11 protein-coding genes and 1 pseudogene are annotated in these 14,590 nt (G+C 69.9%); 7 read left to right on the forward strand and 5 right to left on the reverse strand.

Going from position 1 to position 14,590, the window contains the following annotated elements; all coding sequences use genetic code 11:
• Nucleotides 1-28 precede the first annotated feature (28 nt).
• A pseudogene (locus Aco04nite_RS19175) lies at nt 29-841 on the forward strand (metallophosphoesterase); the annotation flags it as partial.
• A gap of 100 nt (nt 842-941) precedes the next feature.
• The gene (locus Aco04nite_RS19180) at nt 942-4,160 is read left to right on the forward strand and encodes a UvrD-helicase domain-containing protein (RefSeq protein WP_438874923.1); all 3,219 of its coding nucleotides are present in this window, start codon (nt 942-944) and stop codon (nt 4,158-4,160) included.
• Here the strand turns inward: Aco04nite_RS19180 and Aco04nite_RS19185 are convergent.
• Entirely contained in the window at nt 4,142-4,846 is a 705-nt protein-coding gene (locus tag Aco04nite_RS19185; protein ID WP_244876113.1) for a prepilin peptidase, read from the reverse strand. The two genes, Aco04nite_RS19180 and Aco04nite_RS19185, sit on opposite strands and share 19 nt — an antisense overlap.
• 141 nt (nt 4,847-4,987) lie before the next feature.
• Between Aco04nite_RS19185 and Aco04nite_RS19190 the strand changes: the two genes are divergently transcribed.
• From Aco04nite_RS19190 to Aco04nite_RS19205, 4 genes are all read left to right on the forward strand, one after another.
• Nucleotides 4,988-5,692, forward strand: a complete 705-nt coding sequence (locus tag Aco04nite_RS19190; protein WP_212998614.1) for an LppU/SCO3897 family protein — start codon at nt 4,988-4,990, stop codon at nt 5,690-5,692.
• A 76-nt stretch (nt 5,693-5,768) separates the two neighbouring features.
• A complete protein-coding gene (locus Aco04nite_RS19195; RefSeq protein ID WP_212998615.1) occupies nt 5,769-6,971 on the forward strand; it encodes an ATP-binding protein in 1,203 nt (400 codons plus the stop codon).
• Between the two features lie 28 nt (nt 6,972-6,999).
• Nucleotides 7,000-7,563: a DoxX family protein gene (locus Aco04nite_RS19200; RefSeq protein WP_212998616.1), complete on the forward strand. Its 564-nt coding sequence runs from the start codon at nt 7,000-7,002 to the stop codon at nt 7,561-7,563.
• Between the two features lie 63 nt (nt 7,564-7,626).
• Nucleotides 7,627-8,769, forward strand: a complete 1,143-nt coding sequence (locus Aco04nite_RS19205) for a glycosyltransferase 87 family protein (RefSeq protein ID WP_212998617.1) — start codon at nt 7,627-7,629, stop codon at nt 8,767-8,769.
• On the opposite strand, the gene Aco04nite_RS19210 is transcribed toward Aco04nite_RS19205, so the two are convergent.
• Genes Aco04nite_RS19210 through moaC form a run of 4 tightly spaced genes read right to left on the reverse strand, consistent with a single transcriptional unit; the run spans nt 8,756 to nt 11,353 of the window.
• Nucleotides 8,756-9,181, reverse strand: a complete 426-nt coding sequence (locus tag Aco04nite_RS19210) for a molybdenum cofactor biosynthesis protein MoaE (RefSeq protein ID WP_212998618.1) — start codon at nt 9,179-9,181, stop codon at nt 8,756-8,758. The genes Aco04nite_RS19205 and Aco04nite_RS19210 overlap by 14 nt on opposite strands.
• A complete protein-coding gene (locus Aco04nite_RS19215; protein WP_212998635.1) occupies nt 9,178-10,386 on the reverse strand; it encodes a molybdopterin molybdotransferase MoeA in 1,209 nt (402 codons plus the stop codon). The genes Aco04nite_RS19210 and Aco04nite_RS19215 overlap by 4 nt, the downstream gene beginning before the upstream one ends.
• Before the next feature lie 11 nt (nt 10,387-10,397).
• Nucleotides 10,398-10,883 (reverse strand): MogA/MoaB family molybdenum cofactor biosynthesis protein, encoded by a 486-nt coding sequence (locus tag Aco04nite_RS19220; RefSeq protein ID WP_212998619.1) that lies wholly within the window; start codon nt 10,881-10,883, stop codon nt 10,398-10,400.
• Nucleotides 10,880-11,353 carry a cyclic pyranopterin monophosphate synthase MoaC gene (moaC, locus tag Aco04nite_RS19225; protein WP_438874925.1) on the reverse strand — a complete coding sequence of 158 codons (474 nt, stop codon included), beginning with the start codon at nt 11,351-11,353 and terminating at the stop codon, nt 10,880-10,882. The genes Aco04nite_RS19220 and moaC overlap by 4 nt, the downstream gene beginning before the upstream one ends.
• Before the next feature lie 594 nt (nt 11,354-11,947).
• Between moaC and Aco04nite_RS19230 the strand changes: the two genes are divergently transcribed.
• Nucleotides 11,948-14,455 carry a putative bifunctional diguanylate cyclase/phosphodiesterase gene (locus Aco04nite_RS19230; protein ID WP_244876114.1) on the forward strand — a complete coding sequence of 836 codons (2,508 nt, stop codon included), beginning with the start codon at nt 11,948-11,950 and terminating at the stop codon, nt 14,453-14,455.
• Nucleotides 14,456-14,590 lie beyond the last annotated feature (135 nt).

The raw sequence follows: 14,590 nt of genomic DNA on the forward strand, positions 1-14,590 counted from the left end.
GGGGGATGGGCAGCGGGGTGGGGTTGAGCGGCGGTTGGTGCTTGCTCGGGGGATGGCGATTTTTGCGGGGCTTACTGCTGCCGGGGTGACCGGGTACGGGGTGAGGACCGCCATGGGTAGGCCGCAGATTGATCGGGTTGTCATGCCTTTGGCGAAGTTGCCCCGGGGGATGGATGGGACCCGGCTGGCTGTGGTTTCGGATATTCATCTTGGGCCGTTGACGGGGATCGGGCATACGCGGCGGATCGTTGAGGTCATCAACTCGGTGGATGCGGACATTGTCTGCGTGGTGGGGGACCTGGTTGATGGGAGCGTGGCTGAGCTGGGGGATGTTGCTGCTCCGTTGGCGGGGATTCGGTCGCGGCGGGGGGCTTACTTCGTGACCGGGAACCATGAGTACTACTCGGGGTATCGGGAGTGGGTTGATGAGGTGGGGCGGCTGGGGGTGCGGCCGTTGCGGAATGAGCGGGTGGAGTTGGATGGGCTGGACCTGGCCGGAGTGAATGATCTTGGTGGGGTTGAGGTGGGGGACGGGCCTGATTTTGGGCGGGCTCTGGGTGATCGGGATCTCAGTCGGCCTGTTGTGTTGATGGCTCATCAGCCGGTCGCGGCGAGGCAGGCGGCGCCTTACGGGGTCGATCTGCAGGTTTCCGGGCATACGCATGGCGGGCAGATGGCGCCGTTCAACCTGCTGGTGAAGCTGCAGCAGCCCGTGGTGAGCGGGTTCGGGGAGGTTGACGGGGTGCCGGTCTACGTGACCAACGGGGCCGGGTTCTGGGGCCCGCCGGTCCGGGTGGGTGCACCTCCGCAGGTGACAGTCATCGAGCTGCGGACGAAGTGACCCGTGAAGAGGGAGCGGAAACGCGGCGCGCCCGAGTGAATCTTGAGTATTGGGTTGAGCCACGGCGGGGATCTCCGCAGGATTCAATCGTGGATCGGTTATGTCACTTCGAGCGTGGCGGCTTCAGGCGCCCGGCGCGCTCGTGACAGGATGCAGCGTGCCCTCGGACAGCGCAGGGTCCTCGGTTGCCGCGGACACGTACGTCGCGGATCTGCACATCCACTCCCGGTATTCGCGTGCCTGCAGCCGTGACCTCACCCTCCCCAACCTGGCCTGGTGGGCCCGGCGTAAGGGCATCTCGGTGCTCGGAACCGGCGACTTCACCCATCCCGCCTGGTTCGATCACCTGCGCGAAAGCCTCCGGCCCGCGGACGAGGCCGGTCTTTTCCGCCTGGGTGCGGACGCCGAGGCCGACGTCACGAAACGCCTGCCAGGATCGTTGCAGGCGGCCGACGCGGCCCGGTTCATGCTCAGCGTGGAGATCTCGACGATCTACAAGCGTGACGACCGTACGCGTAAGGTCCATCATCTGATCTATATGCCCGATTTTGAGGCCGCTGCCCGGTTCAACACGGCGCTGGGCCGGATCGGGAACCTCACCGCTGACGGGCGGCCGATCCTCGGCCTGGACTCGCGCGATCTGCTGGAGATCGTGCTGGAGGCCAGCCCGGACGGCTACCTGGTGCCGGCGCACATCTGGACCCCGTGGTTCTCGGCGCTGGGTTCGAAGTCGGGTTTTGACGCGATCGCCGACTGCTACGCCGACCTCGCCGATCACATCACGGCGGTCGAGACCGGTCTCTCCTCCGACCCGGAGATGAACTGGCGGGTGTCGAGCCTCGACCGCTACCGGCTGGTGTCGAACTCCGACGCGCATTCGCCGGCGGCGCTGGCGCGGGAGGCCACGCTCTTCACGGGTACGCCCGACTACTTCGCGATCAAGGACGGCAAGGGCCTCGCGGGCACGCTGGAGTTCTTCCCCGAGGAAGGCAAGTACCACGCCGACGGGCACCGGGTGTGCAACGTCAACTGGGAGCCGGCCACAACCCGAGCAGCTGGCGGTCGCTGCCCCGAGTGCGGCAAGCCCCTCACCGTCGGTGTGCTCAGCCGAGTCGAGGACCTGGCCGACCGCGAGGCGCCGAAGGCCCGGAAGAACAGTGTCGAGCACCTGATCCAGCTCGCCGAGATCATCGGTGAGATCAACGGCGTCGGCCCGAAGTCGAAGACCGTGGACGGCCAGCTCACCAACGTGGTCGCGAAGCTCGGGCCGGAGCTGGACATCCTGCGCAAGGTGCCGCTCGACGACATCGGGCAGCACGGCGGCGAGGAGTTGCAGGAAGCGATCACCCGGCTGCGACGCGGTGACGTGCGGCGGGTGCCGGGCTACGACGGCGAGTACGGCGTGATCACGCTGTTCGGGCCCGGGGAGCTCAGGAAGAACGAGCCGCAGTCCGAGACACTGTTCGACATGGTTCCCGTCCCTCAGCAGCGCAAGGCGGAGCCCGCGATCGGGCGTGCCCCGGTGCCGAAGAAGAGCCCGGCGAAGCCGAAGGTGAAGGAGCCGGTCAAGAAGGCGCCGCCGATTCAGCAGCCCGCGTCGCCGCATGAGCCGTTCGAGCCGACGCTGACCGGTATGGAGGAGGTCGGCACCGGCCTGCTCGACCGGCTCGACGCGATGCAGCGGGTGGCCGCTTCCGCGCCGGGTGGTCCGTTGCTCATCGTGGCGGGTCCGGGCACGGGCAAGACGCGGACGCTGACGCACCGGATCGCGTACCTGTGTGCCGAGATGAATGTCTTCCCGCACCGCTGCCTGGCCATCACATTCACTCGGCGCGCCGCCGAGGAGATGCGGGCCCGGCTGGACGCGCTGATGGGTGATGTCGCGCAGGACCTCACGGTCGGCACGTTCCACTCGATCGGCCTGACCATCCTCAAGGAGAACGCGAAGGCCGCCGGGCTGGCTGCGGGGTGGCGGATCGCCGACGACACCGAGCGAGCCGCCGCGCGTGAGCAGGCCGGCGATGACGACGCCGCCTACCTCAAGCTGCTCCGCCAGCAGGATCTCGTCGATCTGGACGACCTGCTCACGATGCCCGTGGCGCTGCTGCGGGACGAGCCTGCGCTGGTCGACAAGTACCGCAAACAGTGGCAGTGGATCTTCGTCGACGAGTATCAGGACGTCGACGACACGCAGTACGAGCTGTTGCGCCTGCTCAGCCCCGCGGACGGCAACCTGTGCGCGATCGGCGACCCCGACCAGGCGATCTACTCGTTCCGCGGTGCGGACGTGGGCTACTTCCTGCGCTTCAACCAGGACTTCGCGGATGCTCGGCTGGTCCGGCTGACCCGTAACTACCGGTCGTCGGCGCCGATCCTGGCCGCGGCCGTGCAGGCGATCGCGCCGACGTCGCTGGTGAGCGGCCGGCGGCTGGATCCGGCCCGGGTCAACCCGGAGTCGCCGCTGGTGGGGCGCTATTTCGCGGGCAGCACCGCGGACGAGGCCGACTTCGTTGTGCGTACGGTGGACGAGCTGGTCGGCGGCCTGTCGCACCGCTCGCTCGACACCGGCCGAATCGATTCGCGCGCGGTGGCACCGGGCACGTTGTCGTTCTCGGACATCGCAGTGCTGTATCGCACCGACGCGCAGTCGCAAGCCGTGGTGGACGCGTTGTCCCGGGCCGGCGTACCGGTGCAGAAGCGGTCGCACAACCGTCTGCGGGACCGGCCGGGTGTGCAGGTGATCGCCCAAGAGCTGCGGAACGCCGGGAGTGGAACGCTCGTCGCGCGGGTCAAGCAGGCCGCGCAGGTGCTCGCCCAGCGTTATTCGGCCCCCACGCTCGACGCCGAGCAGTTGGCGCCGGAGGACATCTGGACGGCCGCTGACCTGCTCACGCCGCTGGCCCGGCGGACGGGCGAGGACCTGACCGACTTCCTGCAGGAGATCGCGACGGGGGCCGAGGTGGATGCCCTGGACCCGCGTGCTGAGGCGGTCAACCTGCTCACGCTGCATGCAGCGAAGGGCCTCGAATTCCCGATCGTGTTCCTGATCGGCTGCGAGGACGGCCTGCTGCCGCTGCGCTGGCCGGGTGGCAAGCCGACGGATGACGAGGTCGCCGAGGAGCGCCGGCTGTTCTTCGTCGGGCTCACCCGCGCCCAGGATCGGCTCTACGTCACGCACGCGGCCCGCCGGTTCCGGCACGGCAGCGAGCGGGAGCAGTCGCCGAGCCCGTTCCTCGACGCGATCGACCCGGGCCTGTTCGAGCGGATCGGCGATGCTGTGCCCGCACGCCCGAAGGACCGTCAGCTCAGACTGCTTTGAGTCGAGACGAGAGCTAATAGCGCGCCGCTGAGCAGCGCCGGACCGAACGGAAGCACGGTCCGGCGGCTCACCCGCCGCAGGCTGAGCAGCACCAGCACGACAGCTCCGTTGATCAGATGCGGCAGGAGCAGCCCCAGGATCAGCGCGGGCCGGCCCGCGAAACCCAGGACAAAGGCCAGGACGGTGGCAAGCTTCACATCGCCCAGACCCAGGCCGTTCCCGGGCAGGATCGAGATCGCACCGTACGCGACAAAGCACGCAAACGCCGCCCCCAATGCCCACCAGACCCGCGCCGCATCCCCGCCGATAACGAGCGGACCTGCGGAAACAACCGCGAAGGCAGCCACGAGCACGTTCGGCAGCCGTAGACAGCTCACATCGACCACGGCGAGCAGCACCCCGAGCAGCGTCGCGGGCAGCAGGACCAGCAGCATCAGCGACTCACCGAGCGCAGCGCCGAGCAACCCCGTGGCCACGGCGCCCGCGCCGATCGTGCACGCGGGGAAACGGCGGCACGAACAGGCAGCTCCCGCGCGTACCCAAGTCATCAAGGGTGTGTCGCAGTGAGCGCAGGTGGTCCGGGGTTCGGTGCCGCGCGGCACCGCCAGGCGGTGAGCGACGCGGGGGAGGAAGGCGGCACCGGCGCCGCCGAAGAGCGCCGCGCCAAGGGTCAGCGGGAGGGACATGAGCACGGACGCTATCCCCGGAAAGGGGCAAAGTGCGCGTCCGGTTACCGACACCTGAGGGCGCACGAGCCCGCAGTCAAGGTCACCGTCACATGTGCACGCTACGGTGTCGTACAGCGAACCCGCCTGGAGGATTTCCCGATGTCGCAGAACGGCCCGTATTCCGGTCAGGGCTGGTCGACCGGGGGCGTGCCGGGGTCCGGCGAGCCGTATGCGGAGCCGTCCGATCCCTGGGGCGAAGCCGCACCGCCACCGGCCCCGGGGTGGGGAGGCCACCCGGTCTCAGCCGCACCCGAGCCCTACACCTCATCCCCGTCCGAGGCCTACACCCCGCCCCCGCAGCACATCCCGCAGCCACCGCCGGTCTGGCACCAGCCTTCCCCGGCACCGTCGCCCCGCAAGCGCACCAACGGGCCGATCATCGCGCTCGTGGCCGTGCTCGGCCTGCTGATCTGCGGCGGTCTCGGCACCGCCGCCTGGCTGGTGACCAGGGGAGACCCGGGGAGCGTGCTCGATGCCGGGCCGTCGTCGGCGCCGGCCACCCGCGGCACCGAGGATGACGACGTCGTGCCGGAGCCGCAAACCAGCAAGGACGCCCGGTTCGTCGGCAAGGGTCAGTGCGTGCGTAATGAGAGCAACGCCGACGACAGCCCTCAGCTCAAGATCGTCACCTGCACCGACGGCGCGTACGAAGTGCTCAAACGGGTCGACGGCCGCACCACCGGCGAGGCGGATGCCGAGAACAAGTGCAGCAAGGTCGACAAGTACACGAAGTGGTACTTCTACGACTCCGAGCTGGACAGCCTCGACTTCGTGCTCTGCCTCCGCGAGTATGGCAGCAACTAGCGCTCTCTAGCGTATTTCTTAGACGATCCAAGAGGACTCTAGCGTCGGGTCCGGCCTGCCCGATACGGTGCTCTCCGTGGATCCGATCCGCAATCCGTACGCCCCCGGCGCCGGCCAACGCCCACCCGAGCTGGCCGGGCGCAGCCGCGAGCTGGGCGCGTTCGACGTCGTCCTCGAGCGGGTCGCCCGGGGCCGCCCCGAACGCAGCCTCGTCCTGACCGGTCTGCGCGGCGTCGGCAAGACCGTGCTGCTCAACACACTGCGCTCCGCGGCGATCGGCCGGCTCTGGGGCACCGGCAAGATCGAAGCGCGCCCGGACCAGTCGCTGCGCCGCCCGGTCTCGGCTGCCCTGCACATGGCGATCCGCGAGCTGACCCCGCACCACCGCAACCCCGAGCGGGTCGACGAGGTGCTGGCGGTGCTCAAGGCGTTCGCGCTACGTGTCAACGACGAGAACGTGAAGCTGCGCGACCGGTGGACGCCCGGCATCGACGTGCCGCCCGCGCGCGGCCGAGCGGATTCCGGCGACATCGAGATCGACCTGGTGGAGCTCTTCACCGACGCCGCGTCGCTGGCCACCGATGTCGGCACGGGCATCGCGCTCTTCATCGACGAGATGCAGGACCTCGGCCCGGCGGACGTGTCGGCGCTGTGTGCGGCCTGTCACGAGTTGTCCCAGCTGGGCGCGCCGCTGATCGTGGTCGGTGCCGGTCTGCCGCATCTGCCGGCCGTGCTGTCCGCCGCCAAGTCCTACTCGGAACGGCTCTTCCGCTACCAGCGCATCGACCGGCTCGACCGGATCGCCGCCGACCTCGCACTCTGCGCGCCGGCCGCGCGGGAGGACGTCGAGTACGAGCCCAAGGCGCTGGAACTGCTCTACGAGAAGTCCGGTGGGTATCCGTACTTCGTCCAGGCGTACGGAAAGGCGACCTGGGACCACGCACCCACCTCGCCGGTGACCGCGGAGGATGTGCTGGTGGCCGCGCCCGAGGCGGAGGCGGAGCTGGCAGTCGGCTTCTTCGGCTCGCGCTACGAGCGGGCGACCCCGGCCGAGCGCGAATACATGCGCGCGATGGCCTCGCTCTCCGGCGAGACGGACAACGACATGGACGCCGCCGTTCCCACCTCGGAGATCGCGGCGACGCTCGCCCGCCGCCCGGCCAGCCTGTCACCCGCCCGCGACGCCCTGATCAAGAAGGGCCTGATCTACTCCGGCGAGCGCGGAACGGTCGCGTTCACCGTCCCGCACTTCGGCAGGTATCTGCGCACACAGCCGTAGCGCCCGGGATCGTGGGTATAACGGGCTTATGAAACCCGTACGCGCTGCCGCCCGTGCCATGCTCGGCGCGATCTTCGTTGTCAGCGGAGTTCGTGCCGTGCTCGACCCCGACTCGAAGGTCGCCGCCGCCAAGCGGGTGACCGATCAGGTCGGCCCGCTGATCGAGCGGGTCGACCCCCGCCTGCCCAGCGATGCCCGCACCCTGGTCCGACTCAAGGCCGGCGCCGATGTCGCGGCGGGCCTGCTGCTCGCCAGCGGCCGGCTGACCCGTCCGTCCGCGGCGGTGCTGGCCGCCGGTCTGGTGCCGACGACGATCGCGGGTCACCCGTTCTGGGCTGTGCCGAAGGAGGAGCGTCAACAGCATCAGACGCATTTCCTGAAGAACCTCGGCCTGCTCGGTGGTCTGCTGTTGGCGGCCGCCGACACCGAGGGCCAGCCCGGCCTCAAATACCGCACCACGCATGCGATCGACCGGTCCCAGCGCTCGGTCAGCCGCGCGGTGACGCGCTCGCAAAGGTCGGCGCGGCGCGCCGTCCGCACAGCGAAGCGCGAGGCGAAGATCGCTGTGGCGGTCCGCAAACTGCCGGGTTGATGATCACTAAACGGCGGCCGGGGCGTTAAGCGGGGCGGAGGTCACTAGCCGGGGAGGTCGGGCATGCCCGCAATGCGGACATCGACGAATTCCCGGTCCGTCGTGGTCATCCTCGCCTGCGTCGGCATCCTCGCCGCGATCACCACGATCGCCCAGAGGTACGCGTTCAGCACGCTCGCCCTCGACCGGGAGGCGATCAGCAGCTGGGTGCACGGCGCCGGGCTGTACGCGTACCGGGCGCCGGTCTCGCATCTGGGCACCGCGATGTCGCCGCCCGCCGCGCTGGTTATGACGCCGGCCGCGTTCCTGCCGATCGCGGTCGCGGGGTGGCTCGTGGCGCTCGCCGGGGTCGCCGCGCTGGGCCTCGCCCTGATCGTGGCGATCGGGCCGATCGCCGAGCGCTACGGGCGGCGTACCTGGCCGGTGGTGCTCGCCGCGGGTGCGCTCGCGCTGACCCTCGAACCGGTCCGCGCGACGCTCGGCCTCGGCACCCTCGACCTGCTCGTCTTCGGCTTGATCACCGCCGACATCGTCGCGCTCCGGCGCTGTTCCGCACTGCGGGGGCTCGGGATCGGGCTGGCGACGGCGTTGACCGGTAGTGCGGCGTTCTTCGTCGCGTACCTGCTGATCAGCAGGCAGCGTCGGGCCGCGCTGACGGCCACCGGGACTGCCCTCGCCGCCGCGTTGATCTCCCTGCTCATCGCTCCGGACGAGACGCGCGCGTGGTTCGTCGAGGTGCTGTGGCGCATCGACCGGGCGGGTCCGATCGACGCGACCACCAACCAGTCACTCGCCGGAGTCCTCGCGCGACTCTACGACGCGTCCAGCACTCCGGTCCTGCTGTGGATGTCGTTCGCCGTGTTGCTGACCGCGGTGGGCATGGTCCGCGCCCGAGCCGCGCACACCGACGGGAACGAGGTCGCGGCGTTCGCGCTGGTCGGGCTCACCGCCGCGATCGCCGGGCCGGTCAGCGGCACGCAGGAGTTGATCTGGGTGCTGCCGGCCATGCTGGTTCTTGGAGACGTCGCCGCAGGATGTCGGCGATCACGGCGCGCCCGCTTCACGGTCGCGGCCGTCCTGTTGTATCTACTCTTCGTCCTGGCTCCGATGTGGAGCCTGAGCGGGCCGTTCGCCGCCAACTCGTTCGCACTGGCGCTGATCCTGCTGGTCAACGCCATGCCGTGGCGAGACCTCACGGGCAGTTGACCCACTCGTCCGTGCCGTCGGTGAAGACCTGGCGCTTCCAGATCGGCAGTCGCGCCTTCGCCTCGTCGACCAGCCGGGCGCACGCCGCGAACGCCGCAGCTCGGTGCGCCGTGCTGACTGCCGCGACGATGGCGACATCCCCGATCTGCAGGGTGCCGACGCGATGCGAGACCGCCACGGCGTACACATCGGGGTCTTCGGCGATCTCCGCGGCGACCTCGCGCAGCACCGCGCCGGCCGTGGGGTGGCCCTCGTATTCGAGCAGCGTCACGCCGCGGCCGTGATCGTGGTCGCGGACAACACCCTGGAAGGAGACGACCGCACCCGCGCGCGGGTCGGCGACCGCCTTCTCATGCGCGGCCAGGTCCAGTGGGACATCGCCGACCTCGGCGATGCGGATCGAGTCGGTCATGGGCGTTCTCCGGGGTAGAGCGGGAGCGGCAGGAACGGCACGAGGTCCCCGGCCGCGGCTTTCGTGTCGGGGCGGATCACGACGAAGCCGTGGGCGTTGGCGAGCCCGCGCAGCATCGACGAACCGACGTGGCTCACCGGGACCGCCCGGCCCCGCGCGTCCAGCGCGGCCAGCGAGAGATGGGTGAAGCTGCCGCGGCCCGGCACGGGTGCGGTCACCTCGACCTGGGGCAGCGCCGGCAACTCGCGGCCCTGCAGCCCGGCGAGCAGCGGTGCGACCAGCGAGACCAGGGCGATGACCGCCGACTGCGGGTTGCCCGGAAGCCCGGCGAGGAAGCGCGGGCGACCGTCGGGGCCCGGCACGCGCGCGAGCAGCATCGGAAAGCCCGGGCGCACGGCGACGGTGTTGACGACGTATTCCGCGCCGAGCCGGGTGAGCGCCGGGTGGAGGTGGTCGACCGGGCCATGCATCGTCCCGCCGGTCGTGCAGACCAGGTCGGCGACCGCCAGACCGGCTCGGATCGCGTCGACATGGGCCTCGAGCGTGTCCTGCACCGGGCCCTGCACGGCGGACGGGTCGACGGCGGCTCCCGACCGACGCAACCACGCCGGCACGAGCGGGCTGAGCGAGTCACGCACCCGGCCCTCCCCGGGCGGGCCGCTCGTGAGCAGCTCGTCACCGAAGACGAGCAGGGCGGCTCTGGGCAGGGGCCGCACGGGAATGGTGTCGTAACCGCAGGTGGCGGCCATGCCGAGGACCGCCGGGTCGATCGGGGTGCCGGCGGGGAGCAGCTGCTCGCCCTCGCGCGCCTCGTCGCCTGGCATGCGCCACTCGGGCTCGGGCCGGGGTCTGCCGGTGACCCGGCCCTCGGCGTCACGCGCCGACTCCTCGACGCGGACCACCGCCTCGGCGCCGACCGGGACCATGGCGCCGGTGGCGATCTCCACGCAGGTGCCGGGCGCGGTCAGCGGCGCCGGCGTGTCACCGGCCAGAACGCGGCCGATCGGGCGCCACGGCTCGGGGCCCCGGACGGCCCAGCCGTCGATGCTCGACGTGGGGAAGGCCGGCAGCTCGCTGAGCGCGACCAGCGGCTCGGCGAGGGTGCGGCCGTCCGCGACGCTCAGCGGCACCCGCTCGGCCGGGGCCGCCGCGGCGCGACCCGCCTCGTAGGCCAGGGCGCGGGCTTTGTCCCAGTCGACGGGCATGCTCTCTGCCTTCACCCCTGCAGCCTATGGTCGCCGCCACCGATCTGCTGCACGGTGTGAGCAAGGACCGGTGCCAGAACCGCGAGCCCGTCGCGGGCACCCCCGGTCGAGCCGGGCAGGTTCACGATCAGCGTGCGACCGGCCACCCCGGCGAGGCCACGGGAGAGGACCGCCGCCGGCACCTTGTCCCTGCTGTACGCCCGGACGGCCTCGGCGATGCCCGGAACCTCGAAGTCGAGCAGGGGCCGGGTCGCCTCGGGGGTGCGATCCGTCGGGGTCACCCCGGTGCCGCCGCTGGTCAGCACGACGTCCACGCCGTCAGCGATCGCCGCGCGCAGTGCCTCGGCCACCGGCTCGCCGTCCGGCACCACGACCGGGTCGGCGTCGACTTCACAGCCGAGATCACGCAGGCCCGCGACGAGCAGGGGACCGCTGGTGTCCGCGTAGACGCCCGCGGCGGCACGGTTGGAGGCGACGATGACCCGGGCGCGGATCACTGGCGGTTCTCCGGGCGTACCCAATCGCCGGTCTTGCCGCCCTCTTTGCGCAGGACGCGGACGGCCTCGATGCTCGCGGCCGGGTCGACGGCCTTGACCATGTCGATCAGAGCGAGACCCGCGGTCGCGACCGCCGTCAGTGCCTCCATCTCGACGCCGGTGCGGTCCGCGGTCTTGGTCGTGACGAGGATGTCGACGCCGGTGTCTGTGACAGTGAGGTCCACTGTGACCCCGTGCAGCCCGATCGGGTGACACAACGGGACGATCTCGGGTGTCCGTTTCGCGCCCATGATGCCGGCGAGCCGGGCGACCGCCAGCGCATCGCCCTTCGGCACCCCCGCACCGCGCAGGAGCGCCACCACCTCGGGGGTGGTGACGAGCCGGCCGGCGGCGACAGCACGGCGAGCAGTCACGTTTTTGGCGGATACGTCGACCATGCGTGCCGCGCCCTGGGCGTCGACATGAGTCATTTTCGCTGCGTCTGTCACGTTCACCAGCGTATCCACCAGCAAGATGGTCTTGGAATTAGGCGCGCCAGGCAATAGCACATTGTCAGCACCATTGCACTTTCCGTAGCCATTTCGGATTGCAATCCGTTCCACGCGGTGAATTGGTCCACCACACGCTTTTTTCATGAGGTGCCCCCACGGCATCGGACGTACATTGCACTCCAGGTCATGGCACCCGTCCAGTACGCGTGCGCGAACCACTGGAGGGGTACGGCAAATACACGGTCTCCGAACACTGCGGAGCGTTGTTAAACGGTCACTGATTCGGTACAAAGCGGGCGAGACTCGCATTTCGTGAAACGAGCGACAAATCATTCTTGCTGACTACGCATTCCTTTCCTAACCTCTTGGCAGGGAACGCGGCCGGCGCTCCTCAAAGGACTCGCTCCGCAACGCCCTTAAAAAAGGCTTTGCATGCCGTTCATGTGATGGAGGCGCAAATGCGTGACAACGACTGGCACTGAATCAGACAGCCCTCGCCGGCTACAGAGTGGCGACAAGGGATTGACAGCCCGTATGGGCAACGGGGGACCATGGGGACATGGAGCACCCGCGGTGAACGACGCGAAGGCCGACAAACGACTCCGGTTGTGTGTCGGCCTCGTCGCGTTCGCAGGGTCATGCTGCCTGCTCCAGGCGGCGCTCGAGGCGCCACCGGTGCCGCTCGGCAGCCTGTTCTATCTCGCCGCGCTGACCGTCATCATCGCGGTCGCGGGCAGCCCGATCATCCTCATCCGCATCCGCTCGGAGAAGCGCGCCTACTCGGCGACCTCCGGCGCGCTGCTGGTCGCGGTGGCCACCATCCCGCCCCAGTGGGTGATCATCTGCACGATGCTGGGCATCCTGACGGCGAAGATCTCCATCCGGGACCCGATGAAGGTCACCTGGAACGTCGCCAAGGACGTCGTCGCGGCCACCGCCGCCGGCACGACCGCCTACCTGGTCGGCATCCGGCCCGACATGGGGCACATCGGCGACTTCCAGTCGTACCCGAGTCTGGTGCTCGGTCTTCTCGCCGCCGCACTTGCCTACGGCATCGTTGACGAGTTCCTCGGCAACACGATCTTCTCGCTGGCAACGCGCACGTCATGGCGGCGCACCATGCTGCGCAACCTCGACCTCGTGCTCGCCGCCCGCGGGTTCAACATCGTGCTGGCGCTGGTCGCCGTCCTCACGATCGAGCGGAGCACGCTGCTCATCGTGACGATGATCCCCACGGTGCTGGCCCTGCAGCTCGCGACGAAGAACAAGATCCGTCAGCGCGCCGACCAGGAGGCCTGGCAGCGACTCGCGGGGACCGCCGACCAGCTCAACGTGACCGACCTGGCCTCGGTGCTGCACTCCGCGGTGACCCGCACCCCCGGGCTGTTCTCCGCCGACGAGGCCGAGATCGAGCTGGACGACGTGGACCCACCGCGTCTCGTGCGCGGCTCGGCCGATCGGCTCGGCTACGAAGGACCGCGCAGCGAGGCCCCCGAGCGGGAGGGTTCGACCATCGAGGCTGCGCTCGACGGCCCGACCAGCGGTGCCATCGGTGTCCTGCGGCTCCGCTTCCGCAAACCGGTCAAGCTCAACGAATCCGAGCAGTACAAGCTGCAGACGCTGGCGTCCTCACTGTCCACGGCCATCGGCAACGCGCGGGCGTACGCCGAGCTCAAGCGGGTCAGCGCCGAAAACGCGTACGAGGCAGCCCACGACCCGCTCACCGGCCTCGCCAACCGCCGTGAGCTGCTCGAACAGGCCGCCCGCAGCTTCGCCGGCCGCAGCTCCGACGGCATGCTCGCCATGCTGCTGATCGACCTCAACCACTTCAAGGAGGTCAACGACACCCTCGGTCACGCCGCCGGCGACGACGTCCTGCGCGAGGTAGCCCGCCGGCTCGAACACGCCGCGCAACCCGGCGACCTGGTCGCACGGCTCGGCGGTGACGAGTTCGCGGTCCTCCTCGCCCACCTGCCCACCCCGGCCGTGGCCAGCCACCGCGCCGCCGCGATGCTCACCTGCCTCGAACCCCCGATCGTGGTCGACGGCATGCAACTCACCGTCGAAGCGGCCGGCGGCATCGCCCTCGCCCCCGGCAGCGGCGGCGTCCAGGAATTGATGCGCCGCGCCGACGTCGCCATGTACCAGGCAAAACGCGGCGGCCAGAGCACAGCCACGTACGCCCACGCACACGACACCGCGGACGTCGGCCGCCTGATGCTCGGCGGTGAACTCACCCGTGCGGTGGCCGAGCACGAATTCTTCGTCGACTTCCAGCCCATCGTCGACCTGGCCTCCGGCGAAGTGACCTCCGCGGAAGCCCTCGCCCGCTGGCACCACCCCGAACACGGCAACCTGACCCCGATGCAGTTCCTGCAAACGGTCGAACGCTCAGGCCAACTCCCCGCCTTCGCCGACGCCGTCCTCGAAGAATCCCTTACCGCCCTCTCCGTCTGGCGCGACGCCGGCTTCAACCTCCCCGTCGCCGTCAACGTCTCCCCCCGCAGCCTCCTCGACCCCACCTTCCCAGCCACCGTCCTCGACCGGCTCGCCGCCCACTCGGTGCCACCCGACCGGCTCGTACTGGAACTGGCCGAGACCCTGACACTGAGCCAGCTCGACGTCGTCGACCGGGCCCTGAGCGAACTACGCGACGCCGGCGTCCGCCTCGCCCTCGACGACTTCGGCACGGGCGTCTCATCACTCTCGGTCCTGTCCCGCATCCCGGTGCACCAACTGAAGATCGACCGAGAGTTCGTCACCGCGGTCGAGACGTCCTCGGAGGCCGCGGCCGTCATCAGGTCAACCGTCGACCTAGCCCGCAGCCTGCAGCTCAGCGTGGTCGCCGAGGGGGTTGAGAGCGAACCGCAGCGGCTGGCGCTCTGGGAGCTCGGCTGCGTCGCCGGGCAGGGGCATTTGTTCGCTCGCCCGATGCGGGCTGACCGACTGCTTGCCACGCTGCAACGCGGGTCCGCAGGCACACCCGGCATCCTGGCCGAGCCGCTGCACAAGGCCGGGTCGGTCGTCCGCATGCCCCGCCGCCGCAACTCGCGCTCCCAGATCCCCCACCTCCCAGCCTGACCACCCCGCCCGACCCGACCACCTTGTCCGGCCCGCCCCACCCCGTCCGGCCCGACCGCCACCCGGCCCGACCGCCCGTCCGGCCCGACCACCACCCGGCCTGACCCACCCCGCCCGGCCCGACTGCCCGTCCGG

The organism is Winogradskya consettensis, from assembly GCF_018332715.1.
Taxonomy (GTDB): domain Bacteria; phylum Actinomycetota; class Actinomycetes; order Mycobacteriales; family Micromonosporaceae; genus Actinoplanes; species Actinoplanes consettensis.

What these genes read in the sequence shown, in the direction of transcription:
- Aco04nite_RS19180 (WP_438874923.1), top strand. Translation starts at nt 942, where the DNA reads ATGTCACTTCGAGCGTGGCGGCTTCAGGCGCCCGGCGCGCTCGTGACA.
- Aco04nite_RS19185 (WP_244876113.1), bottom strand. Translation starts at nt 4,846, where the DNA reads ATGTCCCTCCCGCTGACCCTTGGCGCGGCGCTCTTCGGCGGCGCCGGT.
- Aco04nite_RS19190 (WP_212998614.1), top strand. Translation starts at nt 4,988, where the DNA reads ATGTCGCAGAACGGCCCGTATTCCGGTCAGGGCTGGTCGACCGGGGGC.
- Aco04nite_RS19200 (WP_212998616.1), top strand. Translation starts at nt 7,000, where the DNA reads ATGAAACCCGTACGCGCTGCCGCCCGTGCCATGCTCGGCGCGATCTTC.
- Aco04nite_RS19205 (WP_212998617.1), top strand. Translation starts at nt 7,627, where the DNA reads ATGCCCGCAATGCGGACATCGACGAATTCCCGGTCCGTCGTGGTCATC.
- Aco04nite_RS19210 (WP_212998618.1), bottom strand. Translation starts at nt 9,181, where the DNA reads ATGACCGACTCGATCCGCATCGCCGAGGTCGGCGATGTCCCACTGGAC.
- Aco04nite_RS19215 (WP_212998635.1), bottom strand. Translation starts at nt 10,386, where the DNA reads ATGCCCGTCGACTGGGACAAAGCCCGCGCCCTGGCCTACGAGGCGGGT.
- moaC (WP_438874925.1), bottom strand. Translation starts at nt 11,353, where the DNA reads ATGACTCATGTCGACGCCCAGGGCGCGGCACGCATGGTCGACGTATCC.